The following is a 16,550-nucleotide window of genomic DNA, read 5'->3' as shown; positions in this document are numbered from 1 at the left end:
GCGGAATCTGAGGGGTCGTGCTCAGTCGGGTGTCCAACGGACGGGTCATTTGGCGCGGCGATGTCCATTTCGAGCAGTTTTCGGTCGCTGAGGCTAAGGACCACGTTCACACGTCAGTCTTCTGGCGGCTTGAGGTCTCAGCACACCAGCGTGCCTGTGGCCATAAGCGTAAAAGTGACCAACGGGCCGCCGGCGATCATCGTCGATGCGCTGATCAACGCCGCCCGAGCGCGTATCCGCATCGGCGGTGTTGCGGGGACCGCCAGACGTTCGGCGCGGCTCAGTGTTGCTACGCCGGCTGCCCCCATTGCTCCGGCCGGCGCCGCCACCCCGGCCAGAGACATCAACCCCGAGAGCAGGGTGTCGCGACCGAAGCGACGAGCTGCGGCATCATCGGCGCACATCTCCAGCATCCTCGACACCTCGGTGGCACCCTGCGTCATCAGCGTGAGCTTGGGGAAGACGGTGGCAACGCTGTGCAGCGCCGCCAGCACTAGGTGATGGCGGCCGGTCAGATGCGCGCGTTCGTGGGCCAGCACGGCGTCGAGTTGGTCGGCGTCGAGGGCGGCCAGGGTGCCGGTGGTCACCACGATGACCGGCGGCCGCCCTGACACGCAGTAGGCGACCCGCTCGCTGGAATCGACAACAAAGACGCCGTCATCGCTGGCGGAGTGCCCGACCAGCCGCACCGCCTCGGCATGCTCACGTGTGCGAACCCGCAGGCCCACAAAACCTTTCACCAATCGGACCGTGGCTACCGACACTGCCATGACACCGCCTGCTGCAGCGGCAAGCAGCAGTATCTGGGGGATGCGACCGGCGTGTCCGAAGACCACATCGCACACGAACGCAAAACAGGACGCCAGCACACCGGTGTGGTGCCCACCACCGGTGAGCAGCTCTGCCACGGTCAGCAATGCGGCCGCGAACCAGCTGATCAGAACACTGGCAACTGCGACCAGCCACGCGGCGACACCGCAGCGCGGAGCGTGACCTGCGCGAGTCAGCTGGCGCAGCATCGGCGGGCCGATGAGGCACACTGCAATGCTGTACAGCAGCAGGCAGGCGGCGAGGCTCACCGTTTACTCGGCGGTTTCTTTGGCACCCGACGCAGCGCAGCGCGCAATCGCTCAGATTCCTTAGACCCGATCTGTTCGATGAAGTGGCTGAGTACCACGTCGGAACGTCCGCCGCCCTTGAGCGCCTCGTGCATCAGTCGCGCGGTGTGCTGTTCGCGTGTCAGTGTTGCCCAATAGCGGTAGGCCCGCCCGTCGCGTTCGCGCGCCAGCCACCCTTTGGTGTGCAGATTGTCCATCGTCGACATCACCGTGGTGTAGGCGATTCGCCGTTCAGAGGTCAGTTCGTCGAAGATATCGCGCACGGTCACTGCCGCATCGGGACCGTAGTTCCACACGCGATCCATGATGACCGCTTCCAACTGGCCGAAACCACGCACCCGCACCGCTAGAACCTCCACTGTTTGACGGCATAGCCTACCGTCCCCTCGCCACGCACCCACCATTCGACAGGCCGATTGGTCGCAGCGGCGGCCAATCGATCCGCTGCGGTCTGACGTAGCGGTCCGTGCAGCCATGGCGCGCTGCTGGTTCAGCGCAGGATAGTTAGAGCACGGGGCACGATGTGTGCATAGGTCGGCGTGGGTGCTGCTGTTTTCACTGCACAAGGGGGCCGCGCGCTTTACATCGCTAATCGGGTTCGGCGGCTATTTCGGCCGCAACCGGCCGCAACCGGCCGCTGCGGTCGAGGTAGAACAGCGCCAACGCCGTGAGCCCGCCGATCAGACCCAGTGTGATCCAGATCAGCTCGGGCGCCCCGGCGTCGCGTGCGGTCTGCATGAGCGCCCCGGTGGCCAGGTTGCCGACCAGTATGCCGACACCGACAATGGTGTTATAGAAGCCGTAATGGGTTGCCACCAAACGGTTTCGGGAAAGCGACACTACGGTGTCCATCTCGAAGGGAAACACTGCTGCGGATCCGACCGCCAGTAGTGCGGCCGCGGCCAGTATTGCAATGACGGCTGCGGCCAGACCGAAACGTTCAGGGGTGGGTATGACGGCAAGGGGCGCGAACGCGGCGGCTAAAACCAGCATTCCGATCATCAGGGATCGCCCTGGACTCCACCGCGCGCGCAAGATGCGGGTAATGCGCAATTGCCCACCCACTGCGATGACTCCGGATACTACAAAGATTGCGGCAACCAAGACCGATTGGGCGTCCGGCGCCAAGATGGCGGCGTGCAAGGGCAGTGCGAGATACACCTGGAAAGACAGCACGTAGCAACCGACCATCGCCACTGCGAACAGCAGAAACGACCGGTTGGCCGCCACGGCGCGCCAGTCGTCGAGCACCGAGGTCTTCTTCGGTTCATCGGCGGCGCTGTGTTGCGGTAGGGCGAACAGCTGAGCAATGGTCAGCAGTGCGAACACCACTGCCGCGGCTGCGGCGGTCGTCCGAAAGTCGAACATCATCAACGCCAGGCCCACCAGCGGTCCTGCCAGGATGCCCGCCTGGTAGAAGATGTTGAACACGGCGAACGCCTCAACACGGCGCTCACCGGAATCAGCTGCGAGGTAGGCCCGTACTGCCGGGTTGAACAGCGCCCCGGCGAAACCTGTTGCCGCTGAGGCGATGAGCACCATTGGCAATGATTCGGCCACGACCAACAAACCGAAGCCGCCGGTACGTAGTAGGCATCCGGCCACGATCAGTGGCTTGTAGCCCAAGCGGTCAGCCAGAGTGCCGCCTACGATGAACATGCCCTGTTGGGAGAAATTGCGCACCCCCAACACCATGCCGACCGCCCACGCGGCCAATCCCAGAGGACCGGCCAGATACCCCGCCAAATAGGGCATCAACATGTAGAAACCCAGATTGATGCCGAACTGGTTGATCATCAAAAGTCGGCTCGGCCAGCCGAAGCTACCGAACTGTGCGGCGAAGGCCTTCACAGTGCCACCACAGCTGGGTCATGCACGCGCGCACACCGCGTCCATGACTGCACGACGCGCTCGGTCGGGCCGCCAACGACCGCTGGCTCTAGTCCCGGTGGGCCTTCGAGGAGTCCGTGGGTCCGGCAGTAGTCGTCGTTGTAGACGGTGTCGAAGTATCGTTGCGGACCATCGGGAAACACCGCGGCAATGGTCGTACCCTTCGGGTAGGTTCGCGCTGCCCAACCGGCCACCAACGCTACCGCTCCCACACTCCACCCGCCGCTGGCGTAGTGGGTGGCCGCCAAGGCGCGACATGCCCACACCGCCTCAGCCGGTGCCACCCAGTGGACCTCGGTGAATGCGTCGTAGTCCACGTTGCGGGGGTAGATGCTGGAGCCCAGTCCGCGCATCAACCGCGTGGTTGCGGGCTGGCCGAAAATCGTCGAACCGATGGCGTCGACGCCGATCAACTGCAAGTCGGGATTGAATTCGCGCAGCACGCGCGCCACACCGGCCGAATGTCCGCCGGTGCCTACCGAGCAGACCAACACGTCAATGGTCCCGAGCTGTGCCTGCATTTCCAGCGCCAATCCCCGATATGCGTCGACATTGTCGGGGTTGTTGTACTGATCGGGATACCAGGCGTTGGGATTCCCTGCCAAGATCTCGGCGACGCGGTCGCGTCGGGCCTGCTGCCAGCCGCCCTGTGGGTGCGGTTCGGCCACCAGATCCACTTTCCCACCGTAGGCGGTGAGCATGCGTTGGACAATCGGTTCCATACCGGGGTCGGCAACCAGCGTCACCGGATGGCCATATGCCGTGCCGGCCAGCGCCAGGCCCAAGCCCAGGGTTCCGCTGGTGGATTCCACGATGCGGCCACCAGGGCGTAGATCACCGCGGGCCAGGGCCTGTTGCACCATGTGCATCGCCGGACGATCTTTCATCCCGCCGGGGTTGAAACCCTCGAGTTTGGCCCAAAATCCGCGCGCGCCAGAACTGAAAGGGGCATCGATCCACAACACCGGGGTGTGGCCGACCAGGGTGGCAGGCCGGTGACAGCGGCCCAGTGCTGGCTTTCGTGAGGCAGACGGGTCAGGTGTGTGTACGGATAGGTCATGGTTCATGGGTTTGGGTCGTTTCTGCGTCGAAGCCGCGCTTGAGAAGCGCTACGGCTGTGGGTGATTGGGCGGTCGGTGACCCGGCCCCGTGCGGCGGACCGGGCCAGTCGCGCCCAGTCAGCTGCGTATGACGCAAAAACGAGTCAAAATAGCTCGACCTGAGAGAACTGACGGGCCCCGGCGGGGCGGACCGCGCATCGATACACCTACAGCAGTCCCCCACCCGCCCAGCGCCAAAGCCACGACGAAGGCCAGCCCGAGCGCCATAGCCAATGTGGTGACGCGGGGCAGCGCTCCGGCGGTGAGGTTCAGCTGCGCGTGCGCCATAGACCCGTCATCGGCGTGCGGGTGATCAACGACATCAGCAAACTGATGGACAAGGGAGGAGGCATGAGCGTGCGGGCTGGTCGGGGCCGGTGCATCCAAACACGGAACACCACACTCGGTGGCGACAACTACCAGCACCCACGACACCAGCACGAAACCGGCCAGTCGGCGCAGCCATGAGGTGGTGCGCAAGCCGTGGTAGTTCACAATTTCTCCACTGTAACAGCGCACAACCACGCCACAGCTGTGGCGCGAAGTTGCGGCCGTGTTGTTACCGGGCCGCGATACCGACGCCTGTGCCCACCGGCCGCAGTGCTCGATGTCATGTTGTCGCGACTGCAATCATTCTGTGTCCCACCAAATTCTGACCTGAACCTCGACTGCCAGCGACACACGCGTGAGCATCGCGCCTGCTTGAAGTACTATTTGCGTACGTACACAGTGTGACCGATTGGCGCGCATCAAGGTCAACTTGGGATCGGCAACGGTGTGTATCGGTTTGTGATGAGTTGTGACTCACCGTTACAGCCCGCGGCATGTAACGCGAATCACCGAATTGACGTGAGCGGATCGACTGGTTCTTAGTCGACCCCCGATGTAATCGGCGACGGTTGAATCGTCCGACTGTCTCTCCCGGACCCCGCGGGTAGCTAACAATTACACTCCACCGCGGCGCTTTGGACAGCGTGGCCAGCTGCTGGCCGATCTGGCGAACCGCAACGCCGGATCCGGGCCCGGCAGTGTCGCTCTCGCGTGGCACATGCGCGTTGGCAGTCCCGCGTTGCGATCCACGATGTCCAGGGCAGTTCTCTGGCCGGTGGGCCGCTGGGGCTCGGTGTCGAGGGATCAAGTGCTGTAGTTCAGGCTAGTCATCATGCCTGCCTCCTGGTGATACGTGTTATGGCAATGCAGCATCCACACCCCTGGATTGTCGGCATCAAAGATCACCGTCAGCTTTTGCATGGGAAGCACATTGACGGTGTCCTTGCGGGCCCCGGGTCGCCCGTCGGGGGTCACGACTTCGAAAGTGTGGCCATGTAGGTGCATCGGATGCCACATCATCGACATGTTGCTAAACGTCAGTGCGACACGCTGGCCTTGCTGCACAGCTAGCGGATCGGTGGTGGCGAAGGGCCGGCCGTTGATCGTCCAGGCGTAGGGGCTCATTGACCCACCCAAGTCGGCGGGCAGCGCCAAGTCAGCCGTGCGGTTCGGCAGCGCCACGGCGGACGCCGCGCTCAACTGCGCGACCGTACCGACGCGACCCGACAACTCGGCCGGCCGGAAATCCGCTGCAGCAGGTGCACCAGACCCGGTCACCAGCAGGGCACGAGCCACCGAGTTCTTGCCTTCCGCGGCCGCGACAAGGGCGAAGACCCCATCACCGGCGGTGACGACCACGTCATAGCGCTCCCCCATCCCGATCAGCACCGCATCGAACTCGGCCGGGGCCACCGGGAACCCATCGGTATGGGTGACCGTCATCCGGTGGCCAGTCAACGCCACCCGAAACGCGGTATCGGAGCCGGCGTTGATCAAGCGAATACGAACCCGCTGACCGGGCTTAACGCGAAATGTGCTCGCCGCTCCCGGAATGCGGCCATTCGCCAGGTAATACGGATAGGTGACATCACCGGCGTCGCCACCGAGCAGTTCACTGCCGCGGGTGCCGCCCATCCCGGGAACCGCGGATGCGGCCATGTCGTCCATATCACCGGTCCCGGGCATGTGGTGGGCAGACCCGGACATGGTGAGCAGCCCTTCATAAATTTGCCGAGGGCTCGATCCGATGCCGTCGGTCCAGTCGTCAAGCATCACAACCCATTCGGCATCGTAGTCTCCGGGCTCCGCGGGGTCGTCGACGATCACCGGTAGATATAGGCCGGTGTCCGCTTGCAGGCCGGTGTGCGGATGCGCCCAATAGGTGCCCGGGTGGGGCACCGAGAACCGGTAGGTGAAATCCTGCCCGGCGTCGATGTCGGGGGTCGCCGGAGCGGCACCATCCATATCGTTGCGCAGCGCAATGCCGTGCCAGTGCACCGACGTCGGCTCGTTTAATCGGTTACGCACGGTGACCGCCACCTCATCGCCCACACTGGCCCTCAGCAGCGGCCCGGGCACGGTGTCGTTGTAGGACAGCGTCTCGGCCATCACCCCGCCGATGTCAGCCCGGGTGCGCTGGGCGCTCAGTGTCGCGTTGACGGTACGGCCACTGTGCGGGCGACGCGATTCGGCAATCGCCACCGGATCCGGCACGGTGCCGTCGGTTCGGCTGGCACATCCCGCCAACACCAGGCCCGCTGCGGCGCTGACGCCAAGAAACCTCCGTCTGCTCAGCTCACCGCCGAACGACGCCGCCAGGTCCCCCATCATTCGCCCTCCCGCGCGGCGACCGATACCGGTTCCCGACACCGGTTCGGGCACCGCTGGCTCAGCGAGCCGCTCACATGTCGGTTACCGGGCAACCCGCTCCTGCGATACTGCGCTCGATATCCAAACATCCCAACGCCACTGGTGACTCGCGTGCGCCGACTCGACTTCCTCACGGTCTTATCGTCCCCCTCGAACCGCCGCGAATCCATCAATATCGAATGAAGATTCGTTCAAGAACTGATGGGCGAAGCGCTTCACTACGGACGAAATCGTCAGGGGAGCCACGTATGTCAGGCATCTCAACCGCATCTTAAGCAAGTCTTCACGCGACCTCCATCCGTTACGCCGACATCGCAGTACACGGTCGAACCCAGACAGTGACTGAGACGAGACGGACGGGTGCCGAGAAGAAATGGCCCGCACCAGTTTTCATAACTCGTTGCTGAAATGCCACCTACGAGGAGGATGCGCCCACCGTGAAAGTGAATATTGCCATCGCGAGGGCGATAGCCGTCGTCGTGGCGGGAAGTAGTTTAATGTTGTCGCCCCCGGTCGCGGCGGCGGCGCCTGACTTGGTAGGCCAGACCTATGCCGATGCCGCGGCGGCTATCGCGAAGTTAGGCAGCACGGCAGTAGTGGCGTCCCGACTCGGCAGCCGTCTGCCCCTAAGTGAATGCAAGGTGACCAACGTTTCACGTCCAACGTCGTTAAGAACTAATCATGAGGTAGTTCCGGGGCAGGCTGGACAGTTGCGACGTCCACGACATCGTTACCGGATCGTTGAACCTGAATACCGGCTCACGCTGAACTGCAACGACTCTGTTTCCTCAGCCAAAACCCCGAGAAACTCGGCGGCAAGATAACCATGTACCGCCGGATGGAAGACACTCCCACGAAACCGATTGCGGTCGCGCCTACCGCCTTCCGGCGGTATCACTACTTCGCAGCAGGGCAGACATAGCCAACGTCAGCGGTTTGAACACTGAGACGGTCGGGCCAAAGGTCCGGGTGAGGATGAGTGCGCCGCGGTGCCGCGGACCTCACCTCCGGTGAGCGCCGGATCAACGACGATCTCGCAGCGGGTCCACGATGTAACTACTCGCTGGGTGGATGGTCGATCACCGCAGGCTCGCGCGGTGGCGATGTGAGCAAAAGATCGTGGGGGCGGCAGTAGTCGTCGTGGTAGACATGTCGAAGTGCTGGGTCCGTCGGGGAACATCGCGGCGCTCGTCGTGCCGACGGTGAAGGTGCGCGCAGCCCGGCCCGCGACCAGTGCGACCGCGCCGGCGCTCCATCCGCCGGTGGCGTGCTGGCAGTCGCAATGGAGCAATGATCAGAACCTGTGGATGAGCCTCGGGATGGGGGCGTGAAAGTGGGCGCACCTTCCCGAGGATGATCTGAAAGTCAGTAGGTCCGATCATGAGCCGGCGTTGGCGCGCTGGTTCGGGAAGGTACGCCCATGCTCACCGTAGTTCACGACGCCGAGGACGCCAACGGCCACGAGGCCTCTGGGCGCTCGTTGTTGGACGAGATCGTCCGCGACGGTGCCCGGCAAATGCTGGCCGCGGCGTTGCAGGCCGAGGTCGCCGCGTATGTGGCCCAGTACGCCGATCAGCTCGACGACAACGGGCACCGGCTGGTGGTGCGCAACGGCTACCACCAGCCACGTGAGGTGTTGACCGCAGCCGGTGCGGTGCAGGTGAAAGCTCCACGAGTCAACGACAAACGCGTCGACCCCGACACTGGTGAGCGGAAACGGTTTTCCTCGGCGATCCTGCCGGCGTGGGCGCGCAAGTCACCGCAGATGAGCGAGGTGCTGCCGCTTTTGTATCTGCACGGGCTGTCGACCAGTGATTTCGGGCCGGCCCTGGAGCAGTTTCTGGGCTCGGGTGCCGGGTTGTCGGCCACCACGATCACCCGGCTGACCAGTCAGTGGCAAGATGAGGCCCGCGCGTTCGCCGCCCGGGACCTGTCGGGCACCGATTACGTCTACCTGTGGGTGGACGGCATCCACCTCAAGGTCCGCCTGGACCAGGAAAAGCTGTGCTTGCTGGTGATGCTGGGTGTGCGCGCTGACGGCCGCAAAGAACTGGTGGCGATCACCGACGGCTACCGCGAATCGACCGAGTCGTGGGCTGATCTGCTGCGCGACTGCAAGCGACGCGGCATGACCGCCCCGGTGCTCGCGGTCGGCGATGGCGCACTCGGGTTCTGGAACGCGGTGCGTGAGGTGTTCCCGGCCACCAAAGAGCAGCGGTGCTGGTTTCATAAGCAGGCTAATGTTCTTGCCGCGCTGCCGAAATCAGCGCACCCGTCGGCGTTGGCGGCGATCAAGGAGATCTACAACGCCGAGGATATCGACAAGGCCCAGCTCGCGGTCAAAGCCTTCGAGGTCGACTTCGGGGCCAAGTATCCTAAAGCGGTCGCCAAGATCACCGACGATCTGGACACCCTGCTGGAGTTCTACCACTACCCGGCCGAACATTGGATTCACCTACGCACCACGAATCCGATCGAAAGCACCTTCGCCACAGTGCGTTTGCGCACCAAGGTCACCAAAGGCCCGGGATCACGCGCGGCCGGACTGGCTATGGCCTACAAGCTCATCGACGCCGCCGCGGCCCGCTGGCGCGCCGTCAACGCCCCACACCTGGTCGCTTTGGTCCGCGCCGGCGCGGTCTTCCACAAGGGAAAGCTGCTCGAACGCCCCACCGAGATCACCCCAACACAGCCGCCCACCGACGGCGCCGAACAACCCGGAACGGAGGTCGCCTGAACAACCCGATCCACAGGTATTGACAATTTCTCTGTCGCAATGTGCGGCACGGTGCCAACCGAGCACACCAACACATCGACTTGTCCCCACTGAGTTTGCACTTCCAACGCCAGTGGCCGATACGTATCAACATTGTTGAGGTTGTTGTACTGGTCGGGTTGCCATGCGTCGGGGTCGCCGGCCATCAGCTCAGCGACACCGGTCGTTGCGTGCCTGCTGCCAGCCGCCGGTCGGGTGCGGGTCGGTAACCCATGTCGACGTCGGCGCCGTAGGCGCGCAGCATCCACACGATCATGGGCTCCATACCCGGATCGGTAACCAGAGTCACCGGATGGCGGTAGACGATTCCGGCCAGGGCAGGCCCTAAACCCAAGGTGCCGCTCGTGAATTCGATAATGTGCGCACCCGGGCGCAGGTCATTACGCGCGGGGCGCGCTCGACCATGTGCAGGGCTGGGCGATCCTTCAGCCCCCCGGGATTGAACCCTTCCAGCTTGGTCCAGAATCCCCGGTCGGCGGAACTGAACGGCTCAGAGATCCGCAGGACTGGGGTACGCCCGACAAGGTTCTCGGGCCGTTCGTAGCGGTCGAGGCCGCGGTAGTGCGGTGCGTGCAGTTCCGGTGTGGGGATAGACACGACATGACTCATGTGATCGTCGATTCCTTATCAATCACCGCGGCCGGGCGGTGTCGCCGGTCCGGGTGGGCTGTGTCGGCAACGTCGACCTCCCCGCCTGGTGCCGACGAAGCCACGATGCCGGTTGGGCGTTCGCCAGAAACCGTGCCGAACAGCGCAATGGTCATCGCGGTGACCGCCAGCCAAAACCCGACCAGCATGCCGGTAGTCAGCAGCCAGTCATCCCAAGCCATGCCAGCGTGGCGCCCGCGTATCCAGTACGGCAACATGTCGATCCGCCCTCCTCGCGTAATCCACGGCGGGGCCCACCCGCTGATTCGGTGCAGGTTGAGTAAAGATTTGGTGAAGGTCCTACCGGTGCGGCGGAGAGTCTGGTGCTGTTGTTGGGTCGGCGATGTGTGAGCGGTGGTTAGCGGGCACCATGAACACCATGAACCAGAAGTCAACACAGCCAGGTGCTGAGGCGCACGGCTACCGTGCGCTCATCGTCGACGACGAGGTAGCGCTTGCTGAAGTGGTGGCCAGCTACCTCAATCGCGAACATTTCGAAACCCATATCGCCGTTGATGGTTCGCAAGCAGTGGCCGTGGCGCGGGAGTTTGATCCCGATGTGGTGGTTCTCGACGTGGGGTTGCCGGGTATCGACGGGCTGGAAGTATGTCGGCAGCTGCGCACCTTCTCCGACGCCTACGTGGTCATGCTCACCGCCCGCGACACCGAAGTCGACACGATCGTTGGCCTGACGGTCGGCGCCGACGACTATGTCACCAAACCGTTCAGTCCGCGAGAACTTGTGGCCCGCATCCGCGCAATGCTTCGCCGGCCCCGCTCGGTGGCCGTCGATGGCGCAGCCGCCGGTGAGCACGCACCGCCGCCGCGACGCTTCGGGGCGCTGCAAATTGACCTCGCCGCGCGGGAGGTCGAGCTCGATGGCGAGCCGATCCGGTTGACGCGCACAGAATTCGACGTGCTTGTGGCCTTGTCTGCACGTCCGGCGACGGTGTTGACCCGTCGCCAGCTACTAGAAACGGTGCGGGACGGACCGTGGGTCGGTGACGAGCATGTCATTGACGTCCACATCGGCCATCTGCGGCGCAAGCTCGGCGAAAACGCGAGCACGCCCCGTTACGTCCTCACCGTCCGCGGTGTCGGATACCGGATGGGGAACGGGCAATGAGCGCCCCTGCGACCTCCCGGACAGCATCGCTGCACATCGAGCGCCATCCCGGGATCGGTATGCGTCTGCTGGTCGCCCAAACAATGGTTTTGCTGGCCGGCGCGGTGACCACCTGGGTTGTCGCCGCGATCGTCGGGCCGCCGTTGTTTCGTGACCATCTGCGCCAAGCCGGCGTGGCCGCCAACTCCGCCGAGCAACACCACGCCGAGGAGGCCTTTCGATACGCGATGGCCGCCGCGGTGGGCGGCGCGTTGGCGGTTTCGGCGTTGGCCGCCTTCGCCGTCAGCTGGTATATCAGTCGGCGGCTGCAGCGCTCCATCACTGTGGTCGCCTCGGCGGCGACGGCGGTCGCCGACGGCCGCTACGGCGTGCGGGTCGTCTCACCGCACCTGGGTCGAGAATTTGATGCGCTGGCATCGGCGTTTAATCAGATGGCCGAGCGTCTGCAGGACGTGGAAGCTACCCGACGCCAGCTATTTGGCGACCTGGCCCATGAAATCCGCACACCGGTGGCGGTGTTGGAGGCTTATATGGAGGCGTTGGAGGACGGTGTCGAGTCGCTGAATCCGACGAACGTGGCCATGCTGCGCGATCAGACCCGTCGGTTGGTGCGCTTTGCCCACGATGCCGCCGCGCTAGCTCAAGCCGAGGAAAGCTCGGCGTCGATGTCAATGTCGGAGATCGACCTCCACGACGTGGTCACCACCGCGGTCAGCGCCGCATCCGAGCAGTACCGCGCCGAACAAGTGTCTCTGTCGGCGCACCTACAACCGAATCTGCCACCTGTGTTGGGCGACTCGCACCGACTCGGACAGGTCCTGGCCAACCTGCTCGACAACGCATTACGCCACACACCCCCCGATGGCCAGGTCGAGGTGCGGGCTCACAGCGAACCCCAAAGCGTGATTGTCCGTGTCACCGACACCGGGGAAGGAATCTCCGCGCAACATCTTCCCCACGTGTTCGAGCGGTTCTACCGCGCCGAGGCGGCACGCACCCGAGACAAGGGCGGAGCCGGCATCGGATTGGCCATCGCCAAGGCTCTCATCGAAGCCCACGGCGGAACCATCGCCGCAAGCAGTCAAGGACCAGGCACCGGGGCCACGTTCACCATCGGGCTCCCCCCAGCCGCCACCCCCGTGCGGCAGCTACCAGCGTCACCCGGCCATGACGAGCTCTCCGCCTTCGGTGGGTGACTCGTTCGACTCACGGCCCACCCTGGTCTATTGTCTGCGTATGAATGCAGATAGTGGTGGATGCCGGCGGCGGCTCCCGGACGATCAGATCGCCTTGGTCGTCGAGGTGTTCCGGATGCTGTCCGAGGCCACCCGTGTCCAACTGCTGTGGGCACTGATCGATCGAGAGATGGCGGTGAATGAGCTGGCTGAGCACGTCAGTAAGCCGGCGCCGTCGGTATCGCAGCACTTGGCCAAGCTGAGAATGGCCCGGTTGGTCCGTACTCGCCGTGAGGGCACCACCATCTTCTACAGCCTCGAAAACGATCACATCGGGCAACTGGTGACCGATGCGGTGTTCAATGCCGAGCACGCCGGCCCCGGCACGCCCGGTCATCACCGTGGCACCGCAGAACTGCGCGAGTTGCACCTCATCGCCGAGTCCCACGCCTCGCCACGGCAGCGAGGAGGACGCGACGCATGACGCACCAGGCGCATCAGGCGCACCAGCACGTTCATAGCGACGGCGGTTCTCATCACGACCATGTTGGCCGGGGCGGGAGAGCCAAAACCGCGCTGCGGGAAGTCTTCGCTCCGCACACTCACGACGCCGCCGACAGCATCGACGACGCGCTGGAATCCAGCGCCGCGGGCATTCGCGCGGTGAAGATCAGCCTCGTCGTCCTAGGCGTCACGGCGCTCGCTCAGCTCGTCATCGTGGCCATCTCGGGCTCGGTCGCGCTGCTCGCCGACACGATCCACAACTTTTCCGACGCGCTGACCGCCATACCGTTGTGGATTGCTTTCGTGCTTGGTCGGCGAGCAGCCACCCGGCGGTATACCTACGGCTTCGGCCGCGCCGAAGACCTTGCTGGACTATTCGTCATCGCGATGATCGCGTTGTCGGCAGCGATCGCCGCCTACGAATCTGTACGCCGCCTGATTCTCCCGGTCCCCATCGACCATGTCGGCTGGGTCGCCGCCGCCGGGTTCGTCGGGTTCATCGGCAACGAACTTATCGCGATCTACCGCATCCGCGTCGGCCGCCGAATCGGCTCAGCCGCCCTCGTCGCCGACGGCCTGCACGCCCGCACAGACGGATTCACCTCGCTGGCCGTGCTTCTCGGCGCCGGCGGTGTCGCGCTGGGCTTCCCCCTGGCCGACCCGATCATCGGAATCCTCATCACCGTCGCCATCCTCGCCGTTCTACGCACCGCGGCGCGCGACGTGTTCCGCCGACTCCTCGACGGTGTGGACCCCGAACTCGTCGACGCCGCCGAAGCCGCGCTTGCCGCCGAACCCGGCGTCACAGAGGTACGCAGCCTCAGAATGCGCTGGATCGGCCACCGCCTACACGCCGACGCCGAACTCGACATCGACCCCACCCTCGGCCTTCTCGACGCGCACAAGATCGCCCACAACGCCGAACACACCCTCACCCACGCCGTTCCCAAACTCTCCACAGCGCTCATCCACGCCTACCCGGCCTGACAAGGCCCCAGACAGCCAAATCCACCGCCCACCGCCCGAAACCGCGCTACACGGCGTCGAGACAAGTTGAGAACTGTTTTGGAGAGGTTCGCGGCACTCGGATCACACTGGCTACGAGTAACGTTGGCTGGCAGGAAGGGAGAAACGCCGTGAGCGAAGTGGACAGCCGCGATCCCGCCGAGGTCTACGAGCGCTATTTGGGCCGTGCGATCGCCGACCCTTTCACGCGCGTACTCCTCGAGTATGCCGCGCCGAGGCGCGGCGAAAGAGTTCTCGACCTGGCCTGCGGTACCGGCAGCGTCGCACGCCAAGTAGCACCGACGGTCGGAGCCGAAGGCCACGTGATCGCACTGGATATCAATCCGGGCATGCTCGCCGTCGGGCGTGCCGCTCCCCCGCCGGCAGGTGCCGTCATTGAATGGCGAGAAGGTGACGCAGCGAGCCATGATCTGCCGGGTCGAACCGTCGACCTGGTGCTATGCCAGCAGGGACTTCAATTCTTTGCAGACCGCATTGCAGCACTGCATGAAACCCGCCGCGTATTGGTCCGCACCGGCATGGCGGCGTTCAGCGTTTGGCAGCCTCTCGATGCACATCCGATCTACAAAGCACTGTTCGAAGCCACCGCCCGCCATCTTGGTGCGGCAACCTCTGATCTGGCCGTGGCCTTCTCATTAGGTAAGGCAGACGAGCTGCAGTCGCTTTTTGCGGACGCGGGCTTTGAACAGGCTGCGATCCATCCACGATCCCTCGTCGTGCGATTCGCCTCGCCTGAGCATTTCGTGTCGCTCACCGTCGCCGGCGCGGCGACCTCAGTGCCTGCGTTTATCCAGATGAGTGCCGAAACCCGGACCGAGCTGATCGCAGCTGTTGCGGGCGAGCTTGCACCGGTGATCGAAGGTCATGTCGTGGACGGTGAGTTGATGTTCCAGATGTCCACGCACGTCGTTGTGGCGTCTTAACCTCGATCCACCGAAGAATTGACCGGGTGACCGGGTGTCGCAATAGGGAAAGTGCCCTCTGAGCTGCGATGATTGGAGTTACCACACCACAATCTGAACAGCCCAAGAAAGGCACTTCCGGTGCAAGTGTCCCACAGGTTCACCACGTCGTCGGCGGTCTTCGATGATGAGCATCTCGTGTCGTGCGCCGGGCTGGTGCCGGTGATGACCTTGGCTCAACAGAGCCGCCTTTCGGTGCTGTTGGAGCAGAAGGTTCGTTTCACCTGCGAGCGGATCAAATCTGGTGCGGCCAATCCGTCCCCGAAGCTGACCACCCTGATCGCCGGCATGTGTGCCGGCGCGGACAGCATCGATGACCTCGATATCGTGCGCTCGGGCGGGATGAAGACCCTCTTCGACGGCGTGTACGCATCATCGACGATCGGAACCCTGTTGCGGGAGTTCACCTTCGGGCACACCCGCCAACTCGAATCAGTGCTGCGCGAGCACCTGGCCGCGCTGTGCTCGCGCGTCGATCTGATCCCCGGCGCCGACGTGCGGGCCTTCGTCGACATCGACTCGCTACTGCGCCCGGTCTTTGGTCACGCCAAACAAGGGGCCTCGTATGGGCACACCAAGATCGCCGGGAAGCAGATCCTGCGCAAGGGCCTGTCGCCGTTGGTTGCCACGATCAGCACCGACAGCGGTGCGCCGGTGATCGCCGGTGCGCGGTTGCGGGCAGGCAAGACCAACTCCGGTAAGGGCGCAGCCCAGATGATCGCTCAGGCCGTGGCGACCGCACGTGCCGCTGGTGTTACCGGGCAGATTCTGGTGCGCGGCGACTCGGCGTACGGCAACAGCACCGTGGCGACTGCCTGCCGCCGCGCCGGAGCCCGATTCTCGCTGGTGCTGACCAAGTCAACCGCCGTGGCCGCGGCCATCGACTCCATCGATAACAACGCCTGGATTCCGGTCAACTACCCCGGCGCAGTGCGCGACCCCGACACCGGCGGATGGATCTCCGACGCCGAAGTCGCCGAAACCACCTACACCGCTTTCAGTTCCACCGATCACCCGGTCACTGCACGGTTGATCGTGCGCCGCGTCAAAGACGCCCGCTACCCAGACGCCCTGTTCCCGGTGTGGCGGTACCACCCGTTCTTCACCGACACCGACGAACCGATCGATGCCGCCGACATCACCCACCGCCGCCACGCCATCATCGAAACCGTGTTCGCCGACCTCATCGACGGACCCCTGGCGCACATGCCTTCGGGGCGGTTCGGGGCCAACTCGGCTTGGATCCTGTGCGCCGCGATCGCCCACAATCTGTTGCGCGCGGCCGGTGTCCTGGCCGGCGCGACGAACGCCGTCGCGCGAGGATCCACACTGCGCCGCCGCATCGTCAACATTCCGGCCCGACTTGCCCGACCCCAACGGCGGCCGACACTGCACCTACCCAGCCACTGGCCTTGGGCATCAACGTGGACCACCCTGTGGCGCAACACCATCGGATACAGCCCACCAGCGGCAATCCCCACCTGACCACCCGCCGAAAGGCCCGACCGGAGCACACAGGAAAAGC

Annotated in this window: 14 protein-coding genes and 2 pseudogenes; 7 read left to right on the top strand and 9 right to left on the bottom strand. The window is 64.3% G+C overall.

Annotated features, from left to right (window positions below; translation table 11 throughout):
- Positions 1–137: 137 nt before the first annotated feature.
- The 7 genes and pseudogenes from G6N10_RS16570 to G6N10_RS20510 form a co-directional block, all read right to left on the bottom strand.
- Positions 138–1,079, bottom strand: coding sequence for a M56 family metallopeptidase (locus tag G6N10_RS16570; protein WP_085099971.1), 942 nt, complete (start codon positions 1,077–1,079; stop codon positions 138–140).
- Positions 1,076–1,462 (bottom strand): BlaI/MecI/CopY family transcriptional regulator, encoded by a 387-nt coding sequence (locus G6N10_RS16565; protein WP_085099974.1) that lies wholly within the window; start codon positions 1,460–1,462, stop codon positions 1,076–1,078. The genes G6N10_RS16570 and G6N10_RS16565 overlap by 4 nt, the downstream gene beginning before the upstream one ends.
- Positions 1,463–1,706: 244 nt before the next feature.
- Positions 1,707–2,969 carry an MFS transporter gene (locus tag G6N10_RS16560; RefSeq protein ID WP_407663992.1) on the bottom strand — a complete coding sequence of 421 codons (1,263 nt, stop codon included), beginning with the start codon at positions 2,967–2,969 and terminating at the stop codon, positions 1,707–1,709.
- Positions 2,966–4,075, bottom strand: a complete 1,110-nt coding sequence (locus G6N10_RS16555; protein WP_085099980.1) for a PLP-dependent cysteine synthase family protein — start codon at positions 4,073–4,075, stop codon at positions 2,966–2,968. The genes G6N10_RS16560 and G6N10_RS16555 overlap by 4 nt, the downstream gene beginning before the upstream one ends.
- Positions 4,076–4,186: 111 nt before the next feature.
- Positions 4,187–4,603 (bottom strand): putative copper homeostasis (lipo)protein LpqS, encoded by a 417-nt coding sequence (gene lpqS, locus G6N10_RS20795; RefSeq protein WP_133055186.1) that lies wholly within the window; start codon positions 4,601–4,603, stop codon positions 4,187–4,189.
- 639 nt (positions 4,604–5,242) lie between these two features.
- The gene (locus G6N10_RS16550; protein ID WP_085099983.1) at positions 5,243–6,766 is read right to left on the bottom strand and encodes a multicopper oxidase family protein; all 1,524 of its coding nucleotides are present in this window, start codon (positions 6,764–6,766) and stop codon (positions 5,243–5,245) included.
- A gap of 970 nt (positions 6,767–7,736) precedes the next feature.
- A pseudogene (locus G6N10_RS20510) lies at positions 7,737–8,078 on the bottom strand (hypothetical protein); the annotation flags it as partial.
- Positions 8,079–8,228: 150 nt separating this feature from the next.
- Here G6N10_RS20510 and G6N10_RS16540 point away from each other — a divergent pair.
- Positions 8,229–9,545, top strand: a complete 1,317-nt coding sequence (locus tag G6N10_RS16540) for an IS256 family transposase (protein ID WP_011896149.1) — start codon at positions 8,229–8,231, stop codon at positions 9,543–9,545.
- 41 nt (positions 9,546–9,586) lie between these two features.
- Here G6N10_RS16540 and G6N10_RS16535 read toward each other — a convergent pair.
- Together G6N10_RS16535 and G6N10_RS16530 are read right to left on the bottom strand one after the other, a co-directional pair.
- Positions 9,587–10,193, bottom strand: a pseudogene (locus G6N10_RS16535) (pyridoxal-phosphate dependent enzyme); the annotation flags it as partial.
- The gene (locus G6N10_RS16530; RefSeq protein WP_163742549.1) at positions 10,190–10,414 is read right to left on the bottom strand and encodes a hypothetical protein; all 225 of its coding nucleotides are present in this window, start codon (positions 10,412–10,414) and stop codon (positions 10,190–10,192) included. The gene G6N10_RS16530 and the pseudogene G6N10_RS16535, both read right to left, overlap by 4 nt.
- Before the next feature lie 188 nt (positions 10,415–10,602).
- Between G6N10_RS16530 and G6N10_RS16525 the strand changes: the two genes are divergently transcribed.
- The 6 genes from G6N10_RS16525 (at position 10,603) to G6N10_RS16500 (ending at position 16,510) form a co-directional block, all read left to right on the top strand.
- Entirely contained in the window at positions 10,603–11,358 is a 756-nt protein-coding gene (locus tag G6N10_RS16525) for a response regulator (protein WP_109750368.1), read from the top strand.
- The gene (locus tag G6N10_RS16520; protein WP_085092597.1) at positions 11,355–12,554 is read left to right on the top strand and encodes a sensor histidine kinase; all 1,200 of its coding nucleotides are present in this window, start codon (positions 11,355–11,357) and stop codon (positions 12,552–12,554) included. The genes G6N10_RS16525 and G6N10_RS16520 overlap by 4 nt, the downstream gene beginning before the upstream one ends.
- 40 nt (positions 12,555–12,594) lie before the next feature.
- Positions 12,595–13,017, top strand: a complete 423-nt coding sequence (locus G6N10_RS16515) for an ArsR/SmtB family transcription factor (protein WP_085092598.1) — start codon at positions 12,595–12,597, stop codon at positions 13,015–13,017.
- A complete protein-coding gene (locus G6N10_RS16510; RefSeq protein WP_085092599.1) occupies positions 13,014–14,024 on the top strand; it encodes a cation diffusion facilitator family transporter in 1,011 nt (336 codons plus the stop codon). Before G6N10_RS16515 ends, G6N10_RS16510 begins: the two co-directional genes overlap by 4 nt.
- Before the next feature lie 149 nt (positions 14,025–14,173).
- Complete coding sequence (locus tag G6N10_RS16505; RefSeq protein WP_085092600.1) at positions 14,174–14,986, top strand: class I SAM-dependent methyltransferase; 813 nt, start codon at positions 14,174–14,176, stop codon at positions 14,984–14,986.
- 120 nt (positions 14,987–15,106) lie between these two features.
- Positions 15,107–16,510, top strand: coding sequence for an IS1380 family transposase (locus tag G6N10_RS16500; protein ID WP_163742322.1), 1,404 nt, complete (start codon positions 15,107–15,109; stop codon positions 16,508–16,510).
- Positions 16,511–16,550 lie beyond the last annotated feature (40 nt).

It is taken from the genome of Mycolicibacterium fallax (assembly GCF_010726955.1).
Taxonomy (GTDB): domain Bacteria; phylum Actinomycetota; class Actinomycetes; order Mycobacteriales; family Mycobacteriaceae; genus Mycobacterium; species Mycobacterium fallax.
This window is presented reverse-complemented; position numbering and strand designations above follow the sequence as displayed.